This is a genomic window from Acinetobacter gyllenbergii, assembly GCF_001682515.1.
GTDB classification, from domain to species: Bacteria; Pseudomonadota; Gammaproteobacteria; order Pseudomonadales; family Moraxellaceae; genus Acinetobacter; species Acinetobacter gyllenbergii.
In genome coordinates this window covers 281,083-302,426 of record NZ_KV575262.1, presented here as the reverse complement: position 1 = coordinate 302,426, position 21,344 = coordinate 281,083, and the positions used below count along the sequence as shown (strand labels likewise).

At 40.7% G+C, this 21,344-nt stretch carries 22 protein-coding genes; 15 read left to right on the top strand and 7 right to left on the bottom strand.

What is annotated here, in order from left to right:
- Positions 1–191 precede the first annotated feature (191 nt).
- On the top strand, positions 192–1,907 hold the full coding sequence (locus NG55_RS07455) for an amidohydrolase (protein WP_065342871.1): 1,716 nt from the start codon (positions 192–194) through the stop codon (positions 1,905–1,907).
- 194 nt (positions 1,908–2,101) lie between these two features.
- A complete protein-coding gene (locus NG55_RS07450; protein ID WP_065342870.1) occupies positions 2,102–2,857 on the top strand; it encodes a TorF family putative porin in 756 nt (251 codons plus the stop codon).
- Positions 2,858–3,096: 239 nt separating this feature from the next.
- On the opposite strand, the gene NG55_RS07445 is transcribed toward NG55_RS07450, so the two are convergent.
- The 3 genes from NG55_RS07445 to NG55_RS21245 form a co-directional block, all read right to left on the bottom strand.
- Positions 3,097–3,492, bottom strand: coding sequence for a hypothetical protein (locus NG55_RS07445; RefSeq protein ID WP_065342869.1), 396 nt, complete (start codon positions 3,490–3,492; stop codon positions 3,097–3,099).
- Positions 3,479–4,408, bottom strand: a complete 930-nt coding sequence (locus tag NG55_RS20550) for a S1 family peptidase (RefSeq protein ID WP_228704164.1) — start codon at positions 4,406–4,408, stop codon at positions 3,479–3,481. The genes NG55_RS07445 and NG55_RS20550 overlap by 14 nt, the downstream gene beginning before the upstream one ends.
- Positions 4,409–4,521: 113 nt before the next feature.
- The gene (locus NG55_RS21245) at positions 4,522–4,836 is read right to left on the bottom strand and encodes a hypothetical protein (RefSeq protein WP_065342868.1); all 315 of its coding nucleotides are present in this window, start codon (positions 4,834–4,836) and stop codon (positions 4,522–4,524) included.
- 568 nt (positions 4,837–5,404) lie between these two features.
- Here NG55_RS21245 and NG55_RS07425 point away from each other — a divergent pair.
- The 5 genes from NG55_RS07425 to aguA (NG55_RS07405) all read left to right on the top strand — a co-directional run bounded on the left by NG55_RS07425 (position 5,405) and on the right by aguA (NG55_RS07405) (position 12,359).
- A complete protein-coding gene (locus tag NG55_RS07425; protein ID WP_065342867.1) occupies positions 5,405–6,664 on the top strand; it encodes a Zn-dependent hydrolase in 1,260 nt (419 codons plus the stop codon).
- A 76-nt stretch (positions 6,665–6,740) separates the two neighbouring features.
- Positions 6,741–8,141: an aminotransferase gene (locus tag NG55_RS07420; RefSeq protein ID WP_065342866.1), complete on the top strand. Its 1,401-nt coding sequence runs from the start codon at positions 6,741–6,743 to the stop codon at positions 8,139–8,141.
- Positions 8,142–8,345: 204 nt separating this feature from the next.
- Positions 8,346–9,761, top strand: a complete 1,416-nt coding sequence (locus NG55_RS07415; RefSeq protein ID WP_065342865.1) for an aldehyde dehydrogenase family protein — start codon at positions 8,346–8,348, stop codon at positions 9,759–9,761.
- 116 nt (positions 9,762–9,877) lie between these two features.
- Entirely contained in the window at positions 9,878–11,206 is a 1,329-nt protein-coding gene (locus tag NG55_RS07410) for an APC family permease (RefSeq protein WP_016541065.1), read from the top strand.
- Between the two features lie 67 nt (positions 11,207–11,273).
- Positions 11,274–12,359 (top strand): agmatine deiminase, encoded by a 1,086-nt coding sequence (gene aguA, locus NG55_RS07405; RefSeq protein ID WP_065343060.1) that lies wholly within the window; start codon positions 11,274–11,276, stop codon positions 12,357–12,359.
- A 67-nt stretch (positions 12,360–12,426) separates the two neighbouring features.
- Here aguA (NG55_RS07405) and NG55_RS07400 read toward each other — a convergent pair whose 3' ends face one another.
- The 3 genes from NG55_RS07400 to aguA (NG55_RS07390) are packed head-to-tail and all read right to left on the bottom strand — an operon-like array spanning position 12,427 to position 14,196.
- Positions 12,427–12,741: a DMT family transporter gene (locus NG55_RS07400; protein WP_065342864.1), complete on the bottom strand. Its 315-nt coding sequence runs from the start codon at positions 12,739–12,741 to the stop codon at positions 12,427–12,429.
- 3 nt (positions 12,742–12,744) lie between these two features.
- A complete protein-coding gene (locus NG55_RS07395) occupies positions 12,745–13,053 on the bottom strand; it encodes a DMT family transporter (RefSeq protein WP_065342863.1) in 309 nt (102 codons plus the stop codon).
- Between the two features lie 51 nt (positions 13,054–13,104).
- On the bottom strand, positions 13,105–14,196 hold the full coding sequence (gene aguA, locus NG55_RS07390; RefSeq protein WP_065342862.1) for an agmatine deiminase: 1,092 nt from the start codon (positions 14,194–14,196) through the stop codon (positions 13,105–13,107).
- A 654-nt stretch (positions 14,197–14,850) separates the two neighbouring features.
- On the opposite strand from aguA (NG55_RS07390), the gene NG55_RS07385 reads away from it, so the two are divergent.
- The 3 genes from NG55_RS07385 (at position 14,851) to NG55_RS07375 (ending at position 16,763) form a co-directional block, all read left to right on the top strand.
- The gene (locus NG55_RS07385) at positions 14,851–15,123 is read left to right on the top strand and encodes a hypothetical protein (RefSeq protein ID WP_016660359.1); all 273 of its coding nucleotides are present in this window, start codon (positions 14,851–14,853) and stop codon (positions 15,121–15,123) included.
- A 250-nt stretch (positions 15,124–15,373) separates the two neighbouring features.
- On the top strand, positions 15,374–15,829 hold the full coding sequence (locus NG55_RS07380) for an SRPBCC family protein (RefSeq protein WP_016541070.1): 456 nt from the start codon (positions 15,374–15,376) through the stop codon (positions 15,827–15,829).
- A gap of 118 nt (positions 15,830–15,947) precedes the next feature.
- Entirely contained in the window at positions 15,948–16,763 is an 816-nt protein-coding gene (locus NG55_RS07375; protein ID WP_016541071.1) for an SDR family NAD(P)-dependent oxidoreductase, read from the top strand.
- A 64-nt stretch (positions 16,764–16,827) separates the two neighbouring features.
- Here the strand turns inward: NG55_RS07375 and NG55_RS07370 are convergent, their stop codons facing one another.
- Positions 16,828–17,640, bottom strand: a complete 813-nt coding sequence (locus NG55_RS07370; protein ID WP_065342861.1) for an IclR family transcriptional regulator — start codon at positions 17,638–17,640, stop codon at positions 16,828–16,830.
- Positions 17,641–17,907: 267 nt separating this feature from the next.
- Between NG55_RS07370 and NG55_RS07365 the strand changes: the two genes are divergently transcribed.
- Genes NG55_RS07365 through NG55_RS07345 form a run of 5 tightly spaced genes read left to right on the top strand, consistent with a single transcriptional unit; the run spans position 17,908 to position 21,324 of the window.
- Positions 17,908–18,213 (top strand): non-heme iron oxygenase ferredoxin subunit, encoded by a 306-nt coding sequence (locus tag NG55_RS07365; protein WP_004652920.1) that lies wholly within the window; start codon positions 17,908–17,910, stop codon positions 18,211–18,213.
- Between the two features lie 25 nt (positions 18,214–18,238).
- A complete protein-coding gene (locus NG55_RS07360) occupies positions 18,239–18,538 on the top strand; it encodes a recombinase-like helix-turn-helix domain-containing protein (protein WP_065342860.1) in 300 nt (99 codons plus the stop codon).
- Between the two features lie 17 nt (positions 18,539–18,555).
- Positions 18,556–19,623 (top strand): aromatic ring-hydroxylating oxygenase subunit alpha, encoded by a 1,068-nt coding sequence (locus tag NG55_RS07355; RefSeq protein WP_023270047.1) that lies wholly within the window; start codon positions 18,556–18,558, stop codon positions 19,621–19,623.
- Positions 19,616–20,380, top strand: a complete 765-nt coding sequence (locus tag NG55_RS07350) for an SDR family oxidoreductase (protein WP_016541075.1) — start codon at positions 19,616–19,618, stop codon at positions 20,378–20,380. The genes NG55_RS07355 and NG55_RS07350 overlap by 8 nt, the downstream gene beginning before the upstream one ends.
- A gap of 11 nt (positions 20,381–20,391) precedes the next feature.
- Positions 20,392–21,324 (top strand): VOC family protein, encoded by a 933-nt coding sequence (locus NG55_RS07345; protein WP_065342859.1) that lies wholly within the window; start codon positions 20,392–20,394, stop codon positions 21,322–21,324.
- Positions 21,325–21,344: the final 20 nt, after the last annotated feature.

The following is a 21,344-nucleotide window of genomic DNA, read 5'->3' as shown; positions in this document are numbered from 1 at the left end:
AAGCACTTCAGAGATGAGGTGCTTTTTACATGGAAAATTTTAACTAATTCTGGAAAGATCCATTACATCTCGATCTTTACGCTGATTTAAATGGTACCTATGTTTTCAACCAAATTGGTTCTCGGTTTTGTTGAAAAATCACAGACAATGAAAAGTGCAAAAATAAATATGGATAATGGAATAACGGACTTATGAAAAAGAAATTATGCTTAGGACTCAGCGTTTGTATGATGACCTTCGGGACTCAGGCACAAACACCACAAGCGGATATCATTGTGATGAATGCAGATATCCGAACTTCAAATCCAGCCAAACCGAAAGCACAAGCATTTGCAATTAAAGATGGCAAGTTTCTGGCTGTTGGTAATAATACCTTTATTCAAAATATGGCAAGTTCAAAAACACAGGTGATTGATGCCCAAGGCAAAACAGTCCTACCTGGTTTGACCGATGCACATACTCATTTATTAGGTGGTCTGGAACTTTGGGAAGGTGTGGATCTGTTTGGAATCACCGATCGGCAAGAATGGTTTAAATTAATTGCCAAACGCGACAAAGAGTTACCGAAAGATACATGGTTGGTCGGTGGGCGTTGGGATGTCAGCGCCATGAAGGACAAGCGTATGCCAACACGTCAGGAGCTGGATGCAATTGTGCCTGATCGACCTGTGGTGTTACAGGATATTGATTATCATACCGTTTGGGTAAACAGCAAGGCAATGCAATTGCTGGGAATCGATAAAAATACTAAAGCACCAGAAGGTGGTGAGATTGTTAAAGATCCACAAACAGGTGAGCCGACAGGAATTTTTAAAGAAACGGCAGCCAATCAACTGATCTTAGCAAGCCCTCAATATACAAAAGCATTACTCTCAGGCAAAGCCGCAATCCCAGTGGTTGAAAAAATCGTTGCTCATTTTAACAGCTTGGGAATAACCTCCGTGCATGATATGTGGGCTGAACTCGCTACAGTTTATCCAGCTTTGCTTGAGTCACAGAAACAGTTACCGATGCGGATTCGTTTTGGATTAATGGCTGGTGAAGATCAGGCAACGCTGGCACAACTGCAAAGCTATGCCAAACAACGGGATCAACTCAATCAACGTTTTATCCAAAAAGAGCAGCAGTGGCAGAAAGGGCCGCAGTTCCGTTTTGGTTATATGAAATATTTTGTTGATGGTACGCTGATGAGCTATACCGCAGCATTGAATGAACCTTATGCAGATCGACACCATTTCAACATCGAGCCTATTACTTCGCAGCCAAAATTGAATGACATCGTGAAAAATGCCAACGACGTGGGCTTTCCTGTGGCGATCCATGCCATCGGTGACAAAAGTGTCGATATGGCGTTGAATGCGATTGAACATAGTCCGAAACACCGTCAACTGCTCAATCGGATTGAACATATTGAAGTTACCACTAAAACGGCAATCCCTCGCTTTGCTCAATTAGGCGTTGTCGCTTCCATGCAGCCAGACCATGCGATTGCTGGTAATTATCAGGAGTCACGTCTCGGTGAAGCACGCATGCCATATAGCTATGCGTGGCAGTCGTTATTGAGTAGTGGTGCGTCGATGGTGTTGGGCAGCGACTGGCCAACGGCCCCTGAAAATCCAATGCTACAGTTAAGTGATGTCGTGTTCCGCGAATATAATGGCAAGACGCGTTATAGCGATAATGCCTTGAGTTTAGATGAAGCCTTGTATGCCTATACCCAAGCACCCGCCAATGTCGCAGGCTGGGGCAATGAAATTGGCAGTATTAGTGTAGGAAAATGGGCTGATTTTGTGGTTTTACAAGGGGCTTTGCAAACGCCATTAAATAAAGACATTAAAGACTGGAAAGTGGCTCAAACTTGGTTTGCGGGAGAAAAAGTTTATGACGGCAAGCTGAACAGTAAATAATAAATTGAGTGAAATAAAAAAAAGCCTGCGGGCTTTTTTTTATTTTTAGCGACTTGATTTTAAATCATGGCTAAATGCATTTTGGTTAAAAAGTAAATGGTTCCTATATTTTTATTTAAATTGGTTCTCGGTTTTATTTCAAAATTAAAGACAATAAAAATTCAAAAATAATCATGTACTAATGGAATAAGTGAATGATAAAAAATACAGTGCTGCTAGGGATTTTCACATCGGCAATATTCTCAACAATTAATGTGCAAGCCGCAGAACAGAAGGCATTTAAAGATCAATTTGCGGTCAGTGGTTCAATGGCATTTTTAACGGAATACTACTGGCGTGGCACAACTCAGACGCAGAGTAAGCCTGCCGTTCAGGGAACGTTAAGAGCAGATCATGATTCAGGTTTATACGCACAACTCTTTGCTTCGAATATACAACTTGATATCGGAAGCAGCATCGAATTCGACTATTACCTTGGCTATGATTACCACTTCAATGATCACTTAAGGCTGAATTTACAGTACTTAGATGTCAATTATCCTGGTGCAGACAAAGCTTTGCCACAGGTCGATTTTGAAGAATATTCAATTGGGCTATTTACATCAGGGCTGTTAAATCAACAAGATGAACTGAATCTTTCATTTTATTATTCGCCAGACTATACCCTTGAAACAGGCAAGATGCTGCGTTATGAAGTCGGTTACCGTTATCCTGTTGCTGATCAATGGAATGCTTATGCACAAGCCGCCTATAACCGATTTGCAAGCAATGAAGCCTACGAGCTGCTGTGGGCGACTGATGAAAAGAAACATTTTTATGATTATAAAGTAGGTGTCGATTTTAATTATCAAGATTTTATTTTTGATCTGTATTATGCCGATGCCAATGTGAATAAGGCCTTGAAAAATGCCGATTCAACTGTGGTGTTTAGCTTGACCAGAATATTCTAATTATTGCAATCAGTCTTATCATTGATTCCAAGCTAGCCATTTTATAAAAATGGTTAAGACATGCACAGTCTGCAATTGATTGAGCTTGTTGAAAGCCAAATATTGCATGTTTATTTTATATAATGAACTTATGGCAAAGAAAAAGCCCCCATCATTTCGATGAGGGCTTTTTTGAATTTGGAACAAGGAAGTAGAATCTAACTTAGTAAGATAGTTTAAATTTCTAGTTCTGGATCATATTAACCAGCAAACCAAAGAGATTGTTGATCACATAAAGAGCTAAAGTTTTTAACTGGTCGGGTCTCTGCTCCAAGTTGGCCAAAGCCACCAGCAATATCTAACTCTTCACCTAAGGTAATTTTTTTACCTTTATAAGTTAAAGTGTGATTTTGATCATCCCACTGTGCAGACTGATCGGGAAATATAATGAGCGTATCATTCACATAGAGACAGTTACCTTTGAGTTGTAAAGGTCCTTTTAACCGTGCAGAGGCAGAGAGTCCATTGGATGAATAACTCGGTATTTTTACAGCATTTAAGGATTCATTTTTTTCCTGCTCAGAGGGTAGTTGCCGTTGACATGCGACAAGTAGCCCGACAGTGGCAAGTATGAACAGTGTTTTATTGATAGACAAGTTGTGCTCCTAGATCGTTCAGATAATCCACACTGGTATAAACAACGGTATTTGTGATGGTTTCACCGCTATCTTTCCATGAGCATGAGGACTGAATACCAAAAGCTGTATTTAATGCAAACCATGGACCACCACTATCTCCACGTACGCAACGCAAAGTACCTAAGCCTGAGGTATGGTTAGTGCCTGCTCCACTTTGAGTATTGCTAACGACTATATAGGTGTTACCACCGTTATGATTTGCTCCTGTAATTGATATTACCTCACCACAGCTTTGTATCAATGCTGAATTTGTTGGTGAAGTTTGTCCAAGGTGACAAACATAAGATCCCTTTACTGTTCCACTTTTTACTACTGTACTGGTTCTATTGCGTTTGCCTGTTAAAGCACGGGCAGGGGATGTTGTATCGGCGTAAAATTCTGGTACAGCCTGTTGGGCTGTGGTTGAACCTGCTTTCATAAAGGCAAGATCCATTGCTGTATCATTACGATACATACCTGTAACTGGTGAAATTGCATATTGAGTTCCATCTTTGTCTTTATAATTTAAAGGAGTTGATGAATTAATACAGTGACCAGCTGTAATTACACCGAGTTCACCTGTTGAGTTTCTTTTTGCTGTAAAGCCTGTCATACAATGATTGCTGCCAGAATTATTGACTAACCAAGAACCACCACGGGTTTTAGTCGGTTGAATCCCTGTTGGAATTTCAGATAATTCCACTTGCATATTAAGTAATTTTTCTAGGGCCAGTTGATCGATTTGTTTTAAGGATTTTACATAGATTAAGGCTTTTGCATTTTGCTCATCATCCACAATCATTTCGACGGTTGGATAGGCTTGTTTAATGGCTGAAAATGATTGTTTAAGTTGATTGACGCGTTGTTGCTTGGTATTTGTAGCTCCTTGAATCAAGCTAATCGGTGCACTTACACCACGTTCAATGGCTCTATATGCCGACTCAACTTCAGTTTCAGTTAAATTGGCGAGTTTCCTAACTTGGATACGCTCTTGAACATTTTCATTTTTTAAGAGTTTGATGCTGCTATCAGGCTTTTTTCTAATTTAAAAATCTGTTGAGGATGGTTGTTACCTACAACATTTATTTTTAAACCAAAGTCTGAACCATTATCAAAATAGATGCCTGAAAGAACATTTTTATATTGATCATTTAAACTGGCGACTTGATTATTTGTATCATGCATAATTAATAATCTTCGCATCGCCTCATCTAAGGTGACGCCATAAGAGGCTGCATAATGTTTTGCATCAAACGCTAAGGTCTCTGCGACATTCATTACTGGTTTTGCAATATTATCTGCTGCAAGTGTATGGGTGGACATAAAGATAATCAAGAGGCTGCTTAATTGTTTATTAAATCTCAATTCCTTGTACTTAAATCTCATTGTTATCTCACTATAATTATTTTGAAATTTGAAACTAGCATATGATTTTATCTGATTCTAATCTTCGATATTTAGATTGTTTATCATAATTTTATTCAAGTTTTTGATGTTTTTATAAAAAATAGGCTTTTAAAAGAATTGTTTTATTGTGTAATTAAACATTTGATACGGTTTTAATTGTTTAAAAAAGCTGATCATATTTTCGCCCAATAAGACCAACATGTTTTACCTATAAAACAGAACAATAATTGTATAAACCAATCCTCGTTTTGCACGACTTGAAGTGGCTTAATAATAAGCATTTAAACACTTTGAAAAACATAAATTGCTTCATTATTTCATTGCTTATTTTATTGAAAATTAAAGTTTTTTTGGGGTCTATACGAAGTCTTTGAAATTGGTTCCTAAAAGAGTGGTGAAATTGGTACTCGTCTTTTTTTGAATTATTTATCAAAGTGGATGCTAAGGCGACTCTAAAGATATTTAAAAAGGGATGTGCAAGACAATGAGAGTGAATGCAGAGCGATTATGGCAAATGCTCATGGAAATGGCAAAAATTGGTGCGACGGATCAGGGTGGCAATACTCGCTTAGCACTCAGCGATGAGGATATTGCGGGTCGAGCTTTATTGTTGGAGTGGGCGGACAAAATTGATCTTTCTGTACATTACGATGAAGTCGGAAATTTAATCTTACGTCGTTCTGGCCTAAATGATACTGCCTTGCCGATTGTGATGGGAAGTCATTTAGATACTCAACCTAAGGGTGGCCGTTTTGATGGAATTTATGGTGTGCTGGCGGGTATGGAAGTTTTACAACGTTTAGCCGAAGAGAAAATCAGCACCACTCATCCACTTGAACTTGTGGTTTGGATGAATGAAGAAGGTGCTCGTTTTACCCCAGCGATGATGGGTTCTGCGGCTTTTGCAGGAGTCATTCCTAAACAACACATTTATGACAGCACAGATAAGCAAGGTGTTTCAGTTTTTGCGGAATTGGTGCGTACAGGTCAACTTGGTAATTACCCACTGGCTCGTCCATTCCAAGCCTATTACGAAGCCCATATCGAGCAAGGCCCAGTACTGGAAAAAAATGAGATTTCGATTGGTGTGGTGACCGGTGGACAAGCGATTCTCTGGTTAGATGTTGAAACCAAAGGTCGAGCAGCACACGCAGGCACCACGCCAATGAATCTGCGGAAAGACACCATGGTCGGTACGGCTGAAATGATTGTGGCTTTAGAGCAATGTATTTTGGAGCAATTCCCTGAAGGTCTGGTGACTTTTGGTGAAATGCAGGTCGCGAATTCATCACGTAATACCATTCCTGGTCAAATCCAGTGGACCATTGACTTACGCAATCCTGATGATGCCCAGCTCAAAGCGATGGAACAAGCAACACATCAACTATTGCATTCACTCGCAGCACAACGAGATTTAGAGATTAGCATTTCACAACATTGGTTAAGCCCGGCGACTTATTTTGATCGTACTTGTGTTGCAACCGTACAAGATGCTGTGGACAGCTTGGGATATAGCAATCAGACCATTGTTAGCGGCGCAGGCCACGATGCAATCAACATTGCCAAACACTGTCCAACGACCATGATTTTTATTCCATGTATTAATGGGCTGAGCCATAACGAAGCAGAAGACATCTATGCGAACGATGCGGCACAAGGTGCCGATGTATTGCTGAATGCCATTCTAAATTATGACAAACAACATGCTGCGCAAAATTCATCAGCGCATGCAGCAACTATTTAACGATTTTAGCCAAGAGCAAAATGTAGGAAATGCAGGCTTCTAACAGAAGTACTGCGAATATTGAGGACGGACAACGATGAACTCTAAATTACCAGTAGAAATTGATATTCAAGATATCTGGCAAAAAGATAAAGACCATGTAATTCACCCATGGACCGATTTTTCGACATTTAAAGACGAAGGTTCTTTAATTATGTCTAAAGGTGAAAATGTCTATGTTTATGATGCACATGGCAATAAATATCTAGATGGTATCGGTGGCTTATGGTGTGTCAATGTCGGCTATGGACGTAAAGAAATTGCAGATGCGGTTGCTGAGCAAATTATGCAATTGCCTTATTACTCTCCATTTGGACATCAAACCACTGCGCCAGCAGCGAAGTTGGCGGCCAAACTGGCAGAGTTAGCACCGGGTAACTTAAACCATGTGTTTTATGGCTGTGGTGGTTCAGTGGCCAATGATACCGCTGTGCGTTTGATTCATCATTATTTTTATCAAATTGGCAAGCCATCTAAGAAAAAGCTGATTGCACGTAAAGATGCGTATCACGGCAGTACTTATATCAGTATGACGTTGACTGGGATTGAAGCGGATCATGTGGGGTTCGAAATCCACAATCAACTGGTTCATCATGTGTCATGCCCGAACCCGTATCGTAAGCCTGAATCTCAATCGATGGAAGATTTCTGTAATGAAAAAGTGCAGGAACTGGAAGATACGATTTTGGAGTTAGGCCCAGATAACGTTGCAGCATTCTTTGCTGAGCCGATTATGGGTGCAGGCGGTGTGATTGTTCCACCTGAAGGTTACCATGCCAAGACCTTAGCCGTGTGTAAAAAGTACAACGTGTTGTATGTGTCTGATGAAGTGGTGACTGCATTTGGTCGTTTGGGGCATATGTTTGCTTCAGAGGCGGTATTTGGCATCGTTCCAGACATCATTACCTGTGCCAAAGGTCTTTCTTCAGGTTACTTACCTTTAGGCGCGACTATTATCTCTGATGAGATTTATGATGCGATCAGCAAGCCACACCATGAAGGTGGTCTGTTAACCCATGGTTTTACTTATTCAGGTCATCCTGTGAGCTGTGTTGCAGCACTTAAAAATATTGAAATCATTGAAAAAGAAAATATTTGCGAGCATGTGCAAGACATGGGCGCTTATTTCGAAGAACAGTTAAAAACCTTGGCTGATCTTGAAATTGTCGGTGAAGTGCGCGGCAAAAAGTTCATGATGTGTATTGAAAACTTACGTAATAAACAAAGCAAAGAGCTATTTGATCGCTCAGTGGGTGTTGGAAAACGTATTGCCAATCATTGTCAAAAATTAGGTCTGATCGTGCGTCCAGTCGGTCATATGAATGTGTTGTCTCCACCACTGATCTTGACCCGTGAGCAAGTTGATTTTGCCGTGAAAACCTTACGCCATGCAATTCAAAACACCATTCAAGAGCTTAAAGCCGAAGGGCATTTATAAACTGAAAGATCATTGTTTATTTCCTATCACTTCAACTTGCTCTTAGGAGCGAGTTGAAAGTCTCAACCAATAGGGTGAGGTGAAACAAAAAAACATGGACCGAGATGGCTAAGTAATAAAGGTTTAGACCGTTGTGGAGTCGTTCTGAAGTAATTGCGGTCAGAGCACTTTAAACGGATGTATGAGCTGAAGGCGAGTAAGCAGATGAAGAATTATATCAATGGAAAGTGGCAGGCAACCACAGGTACAGCACAGATTGCGGTAATCAACCCGAATAATGAAGAGCAAATCCTTCATTATACTGCTGCTTCTACACACGATGTTGATGCGGCTGTCAATGCTGCAAATCAAGCGCTTGATGCATGGAGTATGACCACGCCTCAGCAACGGGCAGTATGGTTAAATAAAATCGCGGCCCAGCTTGAAACTGCAAAAGCCAAACTGATTGAACTTTCTCATCGAAATAATGGCAAGTCATCTGAGCAAGCACAGGTTGATGTTGAAAATAGTATCAAGTGCTATCGCTATTATGCAGATTTAGTACAGAACATGGCGTTTAGTAAAACCACGCAATGTGAAGATGGGGCTGAACTTACTCATCAACAGAACCCTGTGGGTGTGGTTGCACTGATTACACCGTGGAATTTTCCGTTAATTACCAGTGCATGGAAAATTGCGCCTGCGCTGGCAGCGGGCTGTAGCATTGTTTTTAAACCTTCAGAATTGGTGCCGTTACCTGAATATGCCTTTACTGAAATTTTAGATCAAATCCAATTTCCACAAGGGGTGTTTAACCTGATTCTTGGGGATGCTGTTGCTGCGCAACATTTAGTGGTGCATGCAGATGTGCAAAAAGTTTCATTTACGGGCAGCACTGAAGTCGGAATTCATGTGATGCAGGCTGCAGCACCCTCTGTCAAACGTGTCACTTTGGAACTTGGTGGAAAATCACCGATTTTAATTCTGGAAGATGCTGATTTAGATGAAGCAGTCGATAAAGCTTTAGGTGGAATGTTCTATAACAGCGGTCAAATGTGTTCTGCGACCTCACGCTTATTGGTGCATCAATCTATTGCTAAGGCTTTCTATCAAAAATTGAAATTAGCTGTGGAGTCGATGCAGCTTGGCACGGACCTTATAGGACCCTTGGCGATGGGGCCGATGACCACAGAAAAGCAATTCAATAAAGTGCATGAATACTTAGGCATAGCGCAGGAAGAAAAACTTCAAGCATTGATTGATCTAAATCAAATTGCTTTACCGAGCAAAGGTTTCTTTATTCAGCCGCATGTCTTTATTGATGTGCCTACTGACAGTCGATTGTGGAAAGAAGAAATTTTTGGTCCTGTGATGTGTTGCCGTAGTTTTGCAACCGAGGATGAGGCTGTGCGTCTCGCCAATGATTCTGAGTTTGGCTTGGCTGCGACCATCATCACGGGTTCTGTGGAGCACGGTAAAAAAATTGCTAAACGCTTGCGTTCTGGTCATATCTGGATCAATTCACATCAAATGATTCATCCCGGCTCATTGTGGGGTGGTTTCAAAAAGAGTGGCATTGGTCGTGAACTCGGTGAGTCTGGCATTCAAAGTTATTTAGAGGAAAACGTCATTACGATTTAACCCATTTTAAACAGGTTATTGGATCGAGAAAGGGACTTCTCTTTTCAATACAACGCCGATTCGGTGAAAAAACAATGCACTAAATAAGAGTTTGCATTGATGTAGGAGAAATATGCATGGAAAGCGAGAATAATCGGAAAGGACTTTCACTTTGGCAAGTCGTTGTCATTGGCGTAGCCTATATGGCACCCGCAACGGTATTTGATACCTTTGGTATTATTTCCAGAGTGACAGAAGGACGTGTCCCACTGGCCTATGTTTTGGCGTTAATCGCCATGCTGTTAACGGCTTTCAGTTATGCTCGTTTTAGTAAATTATCGCCAAAATCAGGTTCTGCCTATACCTATACCACGGAGACCTGTGGCAAGACCGCTGGCTTTTTTGTGGGCTGGTGTTCTCTGATTGATTATCTGCTGATTCCATTGGTCAATGTGCTATTGGCATCGTTTTACCTGAATGCATTAATGCCAGATATTTCCTATACCGGATGGGTGCTTATCATGGTGGGGCTGCTAACCCTGATTAACAGTTTCCGCATCAATATTCTCGCCAATTTTAGTTTCGTATTTATTGCTGCCACGATTGCAATGATGTTGGTGTTTATCTTTTTGGTGGTCACAGGCATTGGTAATTCTCACGGCTATGGCAGTGTGATGACGCTCACACCACTGTTTAATGGTAATCCTGAATATCTGACTTTACTCACAGGCGTCTCACTGGTTTGTTTCTCATATTTAGGCTTTGATGCTGTTTCTACCTTGGCCCATGAAAGCAAGAATCCAACCAAGACCATTCCGCGCGCAATCATACTCACCACGGTATTGGGCGGGATTATTTTTATTACCGTCTCTTGGTTTGTGCAATTGTCTTTCCCATCTCTGGAACAGTTTAAAAATCCAGATGAAGCTTTACCTGAAATTGCATTGTATGTCGGTGGGGTATTCTTCCAATCTGCCTTGTTGACGGTACAAATTATGAATGCATTTGCATCAGGTTTGGCCTCACATGCCAGTGCATCTCGGCTGCTTTATATCATGGGACGCGATGGGGTATTCAACCAAAAAGTTTTTGGTTCTGTGAATGCTAGATTAGGTACACCTTTATATTCGATCTTTTTTGTCGGCATGATTTCTTTGTTGGCGATTGTCGTCGATTTAGCAACAGTGGTGAGTTTGGTGAGTTTTGGTGCCTTGATCGCCTTTACCATGGTGAACTTTTCGGTCTTTATGAAATTTTTCGTGATTCGCAAAGAACGAACTGGATTTAAAAATATTTTCTTTAATTTATTGCTGCCATTGGCCTCAGTGCTGTGTTTGTTAGGGTTGTGGTTACACCTCGAAAAATCAGCATTGCAGTTTGGTGGAATATGGCTCGTCACAGGTATCTTGCTACTACTCTATAAAAAAATGAGAAAGCAGCCGATCTCCTTTGGTGCAACCACCTAATCAAATCGAAGATTTGCTGAGTTAAAAATTTATTGCTAAGGATTTAAAAGTTGTGGAAAAACAGGATATGCAACAGAAAATGAACACACCGAACCAAGATGGTTTTCAAATGCCGGGTGAATGGTCACCTCAAGAAGCTGTATGGATGATTTGGCCTTACCGTACTGATAACTGGCGCGCCAATGCTCAACCTGCTCAACAGGCTTTCGCTCAAGTTGCTGCGGCAATTGCTCAAACCACACCTGTATTTATGGCAGTTCCATCCGCTGAAATGGATAAAGCACGTCAAACGATGCCAGAACAGGTGACATTGGTTGAAATGGAAAGTGATGATGCGTGGACGCGTGATACGGGGCCAAGTATTGTCAAAAATGCTGCAGGAGAGCGAAAAGGGATTAATTGGGTGTTTAATGCGTGGGGTGGAGAGAACGGTGGTCTGTATTTTCCATGGGATCAAGATCAATTAATTGCCCAAAAGATTTCAGCACGACATGAGCTTGAAACCTATTCGACTTCTCTCATTTTGGAAGGTGGTGCCATTCATGTCGATGGCGAAGGGACGTTGTTGACGACCTCAGAGTGTTTGCTTAATCCAAACCGAAATCCATATCTGACTCAGACTGAAATTGAAAATACCCTTAAAGAATGTCTGGGTGTAAGCCATTTTATCTGGTTACCTGAGGGGGTGTTCAATGATGAAACCGATGGACATGTCGATAATATGTGCTGTTTCGTCCGTCCGGGTGAAGTGGCACTGCATTGGACCGATGATCCTAATGACCCACAATATAAGCGATCTGTTGCTGCATTAAAGGTGCTTGAAAGTACCCCAGATGCACAAGGGCGAAATTTAAAAGTGTGGAAGTTGCCTTCACCGGGGCCTTTATATGCCAGTGAAAATGAAACGATTGATGTTGAAAAGGGCAATGCGATTGAACGTTTTGAAGGTAATCGTTTAGCGGGCTCCTATGTGAATTATCTGATCAGTAATCGACAGATCATCTTTCCTTTATTAGATGAAAGAACGGATGAGGAAGCTAAAGCATTGTTCCAGCAAATGTATCCTGATTATTTAATTACGGGTGTTCCTGCACGTGAGATTTTATTAGGCGGTGGTAATATTCACTGTATTACCCAGCAGATCCCAGCATAAATGCATTCTAGACAGCTATCTATTTGTATAGCTGTCTAGAACAATCTAAGTCTCTATTCAATTGGGCTTAACTGGCAAGTTTTAAGGTAATCACACCCGTGACAATGACACCGACATAAAAAAACTTTTCAATGCTTTTCCGTTCACCCCAAAAGAAAATACCCATTAAAATGGTGCCGATCACACCGATACCTGTATAAACAGCATAGGAAATCGAGACATCAATATTTTTCATCGCCATATGCAATAAAAACAACGATGCTGAAAGTGACACAATGTAGAGTGGAATCGCAGTTCGGTATTTTTTATGAATCAGGTCACGAATACTTTTCACGACAAATATTTCTAATATCCCAGATGCAATTAACAATAGCCAGCTCATGCTTTAGTCTCCGATCTGTTTTAATTTGACCACACCAATAATGATCATCACAATTGCAATCACGGAAATAAAATTGACTGGATTCTCAATAATATAAGTGTCAAACAGAAAAGTTCCTAAGGTACCGAGCACCACAAAAAAAACATAAGCATAAGAGGGCTTCATTCGTTTTGCTGCTAACAGTAAAAACAGGAAACTTCCGACAATAAAGAAAATCGTAAATGACCATTCAAATAAGTTTCGAGAATACTTCAGACCAATGGCCCAAAGTATTTCGAATGAACTCGCAATGAATAAATATAACCAAGCCATAAAAACTCACCGTAAGTAGATTAATGAACAAATAAGCAATCTAGATAGATGCTATTTGGGAATTTGTTGGGTAATACAATGAATATTTCCGCCACCTAATAAGATTTCTCTCGCAGGTACGCCAGTAATTTGATAATCGGGATACATCTTGTGGAACAAAATATAGGCTTGATCATCGGTTCTGTCATCCAATAAAGGAAAGATAATCTGTTGATTACTGATCAAGTAGTTTACATATGAACCCGCTAAACGATTACCTTCAAAACGTTCAATCGCATTGCCTTTTTCAATGTCAACCGTTTCATTTTCACTGGCATACAAAGGCCCTGGTGCGGGTAATTTCCACACTTTTAGTTTTCTACCTTTGGCATCAGTAACGGATTCAAGGATGTCTAATGCTTTTCTCGAACTTGCATACTGTGGATCATTAGGATCATCAGTCCAATGTAAGGCGACTTCGCTTGGACGGACGAAACAACACATGTTGTCGATATGCCCATCGGTTTCATCGTTATACACGCCCAATGGTAACCAAATAAATTTTTCAACGCCGAGCAAGGTGGAGAGTTCATATTCAATCTGAGCCTGCGTCATTTCTGGATTCCGATTGGGATGGAGCAAACACTCGGCTGTTGTCAGTAATGTCCCTTCACCATCTACATGAATCGCACCACCTTCTAAAACCATGCCTGATTGATGTAATGGGATGGAATGAAATTGAGCAACTTGGTTGGCGACCTCAAGATCTTTATCCCAATTGGAATATAAGCCGCCATTTTCGCCCCCCCATGCATTAAAAACCCAATCGACAGCGACATTGTTTCCTGTGTGATCTTGAACAATGGTTGGGCCTGTATCACGCATCCATGCATCATCACTCTCCATTTCAACTAAGGTGACATGTGCGGGAATCTTCGCTTTTGCTTTATCCATTTCAGCATGGGGAACAGCCATAAACACAGGTGTGCTTTGAGATATAGCTTCAGCAACTTTGGCAAAAGCTTGCTGTGCAGGTAATGCACCTAGTCTCCAGTTATCAGTACGATAAGGCCAAATCATCCAAACACATTGTTGTGGCATCCATTCAGCGGGCATTTTGTATATATGATTTTTCATTTGCTTAAACGTCATATCAGATTTCATTGATCTGATATTAGTTCAGATATTTTGATTGTTAAATAAAGGAGCTATCAGTTTATTTGAAATCTCAAGGTTTAAATGCAGCTTAGATTACATATTTAAAGCGCAATAATAAATAAAATGAATAAAGATATGAATGAGTTGCTGGGAGTTTGGGTGCGCATAAAAACAGCATTTATTCTATAAATAGTGAAAAAAAATTATAAATAAATGGCCTAAACTGTATAAAAAATAAAGAAAATAGAACTATTTCCCTCTCACCCATATGGAGGGGGAGAACGCATTTACTGACAGAGCAGAAACAATGACGGCGGATTGTATACATTCATAATGTGTACAAAAAACGATTTATCGGTTATCCAATCTGATTGTGAACTGAATAGCAGTTTGGATTGGATATTCTAGCATTATGATCAATATGTATATGTGGTCTATTTATGTTTTATTGAATGGATTTTGAGTTTTATATTCAATTCTAAAATAAATTTATAATTTTGTCCTAATCTGTTTTTATTTTGCGTTTAATTTGTTAGATCGGCATTTAGAGGGTTTTATTATATAAAGAAAAGACTATTTTGTTAATTTATTAGGTTTTTTATGTCCACTTCCTTGGGGTGATTTTTAATATGATCTTCCTTTTGATCTAGAGAATTGATAGTGAAGAAATGGGTATGTAAGAACTGTGGTTTATATAAGAAAGTTATTCCAAGTAGTATTAAGTCAGGACGAAAAGTTTTTTTTATACATGACGCTGATAATATCGGTAAGCCAAATAAAATAATAAGTAAAGGGACAGTTGTTAGCCGTAATCAAGATGTCTTGATCATACTGAGTGAAGGCGTTTTATTCATGATTAAAGACAGCGATGTCTATCCAGAAGATGCACCTGTATATTTTGTTTATAACATGTTTGGCACTTGTGAATGTTAAGCAGGTTATTCGCTTTATTTTAGTTAAAATTATGCTGTTTATATTGATAGAAATTGGCACAAAAAGTCAAAATAAAGATGCAACGTCAAGATAAATCATAGGTCATCTATATAATGATCAGGAAAGCGGTCCCGAAAATTATATGAATAAGCTGCTCATAGCGTGCTATTCAGGTTTTGATTTAAATCTGAGCGAAGTTGGCTTTTATATCACCTAGTTTTCGGGTGAGACGATGAGAAGGATGATGTGAATGCCAAAATTTGTTGTAATGAAACAAAGCTTTAATGCACCAGTAGATCTTATTTTTCATCTTTTTTCTAAACACCAAACCTTTAATACGGTTTTATGGCCCTTGCAATCAGTTGTGATTAAAACCGCTACGGATGATCATAATACAGATGGTGTGGGTTCAATACGAAAGATGGGCTTCGGTGTATTTAAACCGATTCAAGAACAAATCATGAAAAGTTTGCCCAATCAGATGATTGAATATCAAATGCTAAAAAATTGCTTATTCAGTTATCATTTGGGTCGGTTGGAGTTTGAAGAATTAGATGGGCGTACACATTTGACCTATACCATCTGGTTAGAGAGCAAAGTCCCATTGCTTACAGAAATAACCTTGATGAAGTTGAAGACATCGGCAAACCATGGGCTAAAGAAAATTGCAGCTAAAATTAACCAGTTTCAAATTAAAGCCTTATAGCGAAGTGAGCATCTAATAAAAATAGAATACAACATAAGTTTGATCAGGATAGGCTACAGTCACGGTAGGATCAGAAAATCAACAGATGTGGAGTGCTATTGTGTTCAAGGAGAAAGCAATGGATGTAATGGGTAAGACGATCATTATTACGGGGGCTTCAAGTGGAATCGGAGAAGAGGCTGCAATGCAACTGGCTCAAGCGGGAGCAACGGTTTGCCTGATTGCACGTCGTTTAGATGAGTTGCAACGCATTCAAAGCAATATTCAAGCACAAGGTGGACAAGTCTCCATTTACCCAGCAGATCTGACGGATGTAGAACAAGCGCAAAGCTGTATTGCTCAGATTTTAGCTGAACATCAAAAAATTGATGTTTTAGTCAATAACGCAGCGCGTTCGATTCGACGCCCGATTCTTGAATCACTTGATCGTCTGCATGACTATACCCGTACCATGCAGATTAATTATTTTGCCGCAGTGAATATGACACTACACCTATTACCTCATTTCTTGGCTAACGGTTCTGGGCATATTGTCAATATTTCGACCATGTCTACACAAGTGCCGATTCCCTTATTCTCGGCTTATTTGGCCAGTAAATCTGCATTAGAATCTTTCTCGCGTTCCTTGTCGATGGAACTGAAAGGCAAAGGCATTGATGTCAGTATTGTATATTTTCCAATGGTCAGAACACCGATGTCATCTAAGACAGCAATTTACAAGCATATGAAAATGTTGGATACACCTGCCGCTGCAGGCTGGATTGTGAAAGCGATTCAAGAAAAATCCTATCGTGTTAGCAGTAAATCAGGTCTGGTTGCCAATGCGTTATTAAATACAGCACCGACATGGATGATGAATCTGTCACGTCCTTTATTTGATGCGATGGATAAGCGCTTAAAGAATAAATTAAAGACCGATCAGCCATCTTCATGAGGTCAGATTAAAATGAATGCTGGCTATAAAAAAGCAGCTTTGGCTGCTTTTTTATGCTCTAGATTTAATAAATAAATTTTGAGATTTTATCTGCACTCTGAATCACCGTTTCGGCAATTTCATTTCTAAAATAATGTTCATCATAACTGCCTAGAGGGCAACTCACTGATAACACTGCCGCCATTTTTTGGGTGGACTGTTTGAAAATTGGTGCAGCACAAGCCGCCATATCGTGATTGTAATGCCCCCAACTGACCATAGAGCGTTGAGTTTTGACAAAACTGAGGCGTTGTAACAGCTCTTTGAGATTTTTGGGTGTGAGTTCTGAGAAAGTCTCCCACTGATTAAAGTTTTTATAACGATCACGTATTTCAGTTTCACTGAGATCTGCCAGCATCATTTGCCCAATCACGGTGGCATGCGCAGGCCAACGCGTACCAAGACCAATGTTACTGGTAAAGGTACCATTCGATTGAATGTTGTTAATAAAAACAATATGGGTGCCTTCCAAAATGGATAAATGCACAGCCAGTTGTGTTTGATCACGCAATTCTTTCATCAAGGGTGTGGCTAAATCCAATAAGGATTGTTTGGCCAAACTATTAAAGCCAAGTTCCATCACCTTTGAATCGAGTGCATAGGTCTTTTGTGAGGCTTTGCGTAGAAATCCGCATGATTCCAGTGTATAGATCAGTCGAAAGGCACTGGAACGGTTGACATCCAGAACTTCGGCAATTTCAGTAATGGTCATTTCTTGGGTTTGTTGATTAAAGGCTTGCAGAATTGCCAAGCCACGCACTAAGCCAGGGACTAAATAGCGATCATCATTTTTTGTGAGTTCAGATTCTTGAGAGTCTGTTTCAGTGCTTGAATTCATCAGTTTAATTTTCCTACAAAAAATGCAAATCATAAAAATTTAATTTTCTTAGGATTCCTATTCTAACTGCAAAGCATAAAGAAAAGATAGTTTTATATATGAAACAAAATTTCTCAAGCAAAACGTAAGATAATGTGTAATAAATATCAAAATTATGATTTTTAACGATTTATATTGTTTGACATAAAAAACAGCATAGGAGTATTCTTTATTAAAGTTTGTTATATCAAATATTGTTTTATATATAAAACAAATGAGGATGCAAGGATGAGTTGGATCTCAGTTTGTCAGCAAGACGACGTTACCGAAGATGAGCCGAAAGCTATCGAAGTCGACGGTAAGAAAATTGGCGTATTTTTCATTGATGACAATTATTTTGCCATTGAGAACGTTTGCCCACATGCCTTTGCCTTACTTACAGAGGGCTTTATTGAAGATCAGACCGTGGAATGCCCATTACATGAGGCCATTTTTGATATTCAAACCGGTGCGTTGAAAAGTGGACCAGGATGCCGTGATCTATGTACTTATCCAGTACGTGTTGAAGGGCAGGACGTTCAAATTCAACTATAAGTCTTATTTATAAGGATGGAATCTCATGGAAACATTTAATAAGAAGCTAGCGAACTGGATTCATGCCACGCCAGCGACTGAAGCAGGGATCAACAATATTCAGATACCAGGTCAAGCAGAGCTTCTGGTCTGGCAAACACGTTATAAAGTGCCAACGGCCTATGAACAGGATTTTGTTCAACATCTCATCAAAGCCTTTTCTACAGGCATTACAGAACTTACAGATTTAGTGCAGTCTTTAAATCAGCAAGGTTTTCGTTGCGAATCGGGTGAGCTGTGGACTTCTGAAACCTTCTCAGAAGAAATGCAACGTTTAGGTTATTAATTCAAGGAAGAATAGTGATGAACGCAGCAGTATCAGTGACACCGAGTGTAGAAGAATATTTGGATTTGGGTTTACGTGACCAATGGCATCCCGTGCTGGCAAGTTGGGAAGTGGCAGCCAATCCTGTCGGGATTACTCGCTTAGGCGAAAATATTGTGGTTTGGCGTGATGCAGAAGGTCAGGTTCATGCCTTAGAAGATCGCTGTCCGCATCGTGGCGCACGTCTCTCTTTGGGTTGGAATCTGGGTAATCGTGTGGCGTGTTGGTATCACGGTGTCGAAGTTCGCCATGATGGAGTGGTAGAAGATGTGCCTGCGGTGCATGATTGTCCAATGAAAGGCACTTCATGTGTCAAAAGCTATCCAGTGATTGAGCAGCATGGTGCCATTTTTATGTGGTTCGGCATTGATGCCAATGAAGCACCGAAGTCACTGGATTTTCCTGAACAACTGGCAAGTGAAGAGTGGAGTTCATTCTTGTGTCAGGCGGACTGGAAAGTGAATCATCAGTACGCAATTGATAATGTGATGGACCCGATGCATGGCAGCTATTTGCATTGCACCTCACACTCAATGGCAGAGGGCGACCGTACTGCGGAAATGAAACACCGTTCAACCCCAAATGGCTTTATTTTTGAAAAAGAAGGCCAAGTCGGTGTGAATTTTGACTGGGTTGAATATGCCAATACTGGTGCAAGTTGGCTACGTCTTTCGATTCCATATCGTAAAGATTTTGGTCCAGGTGGTGAGTTCTGGATTGTGGGTTATGCAACGCCAATTGATGCTAACAATACCCGTGTATTTTTCTGGCGCTGCCGTAAAGTCAGTGGCTGGCAACGCAATGTTTGGCGTTTCCTTTACCGTAACCATTTAGAAAAATTGCACTGGGATGTGTTGGAGCAAGATCGCATTATTTTAGAAAATCTTGCACCGAATGCCCGTCAACATGAATTTCTTTATCAGCATGATGTTGGTCTTTCTCGTTTACGCCGTTTAATGAAAAAAGAAGCGGAAAAACAGTTAAAGAAAATTGCAGCATTGAATACCTCAAATCGTATTGAAATGCAGGAACAAGTTCATGGTTAATGTCGCATTGTTGCAGGACAAAAAAGTCCTTGTCACAGGTGCGGCAAGAGGCTTGGGTCGAGACTTTGCACAGGCGATTGCGGAAGCAGGTGCGCATGTGGTGATGGCTGATATCTTGACTGATCTGGTGCAACAAGAAGCTGTTGCTTTGCAAGCACAAGGCTTAAAGGTTAATGCGGTAAGCATTGATCTGGCCAATGCAGAATCAATCCAGCAGGCCGTACAGCAAGCAGCTGAACGTATGGGTGGCATGGATGGTTTGGTGAATTGTGCGGCACTGGCAACCAATGTTGGCGGTAAAAGCATGATGGATTATGACGCTGACCTTTGGGATCGGGTCATGAACATCAATGTCAAAGGCACGTGGTTGGTGACCAAGGCATGTGTGCCTTATCTAAAGCTGTCTCAGGCTGGCAAGATCATTAATGTCGCTTCGGATACCGCTTTATGGGGCGCACCGAATTTGATGGCTTATGTGGCGAGTAAAGGGGCATTGACTGCGATGACGCGTTCCATGGCCAGAGAGCTTGGGCCATTCAATATCTGTATTAACACGCTATCACCGGGTTTAACCCTCGTTGAAGCAACAGAATATGTGCCGCAGGAACGTCATGATTTATACGTGAATGGGCGTGCGATTCAACGTCAGCAATTACCGCAGGATTTGAACGGAACAGCCCTTTATTTACTGTCAGAGTTGTCCTCATTCGTGACTGGACAAAATATTCCAGTAAATGGCGGTTTTGTCTTTAATTAAGGAGTCATCTCATGATTACAGGGATTGAGATTTTAAAGTTTGGCGTTGAAGACAGAGCTGCTTCGAATAAGTTTTTGGCAGATTTCGGTCTTAAGCAAAGTCAGTCAGATATCGAAGGGACGGATCTTTATCAAACGCAAAATGGCAGCAAGATCTATTTATTTGATTGCGATGATCAGCGTTTACCTAAAGCGATTGAATCAGGTTCAACGTTACGTGAAGTGACTTGGGGTTTAGATGATGCCGCACAGGATTTGGCAAATTTAGCATTAACCCTAAATGATGTTGAGGGCTATCAAGCCAGTGTTGATTTAGTGCAATGCATTGATCCGAATGGGATGACCATTCGTTTTCAAAAGAGCTTTACCCAAGAGTTACCTGCTTTACAGACAGAAGGCATTAACCAATACGGCAATGTACAACGTGTCAATGCAGCAAGTCCTGTGTATGACAAAGGACAACCGGTTGCGATTGGGCATGTGGTGTTTTTCACGCCTGATTTAGCAAAGACTGAAAATTTCTATCGTGAGAAACTTGGTTTCTTCTTATCAGATGCTTATCGCAATCGTGGTGCATTCTTACGCTGTCGCGGTAAAGGTTTCCACCACGACCTGTTCTTGCTTTCAGTGCCAAATAAACCTGCAGGACTCAATCATGTGGCATTCGTTGTGCGTGATATTCACGAGGTGATTGGTGGTGGATTGCACATGAACCGTTCTGATTGGTCGACTTTCATTGGCCCAGGGCGTCATCCGATTTCTTCGGCTTATTTCTGGTATGTCAATTCACCGCTCGGTGGTGCGTTTGAGTATTACACCAATGATGATTACCTGACCGAAGAATGGCAGCCACGTATCGAAGAACATCGTCTGGAACTCTTTACAGAGTGGGCGATTGAAGGCGGTCTGGATGATCACACGCGTCGTCAAGTCAAACCTGCATAACGCAACATAGAGCAGGGAGT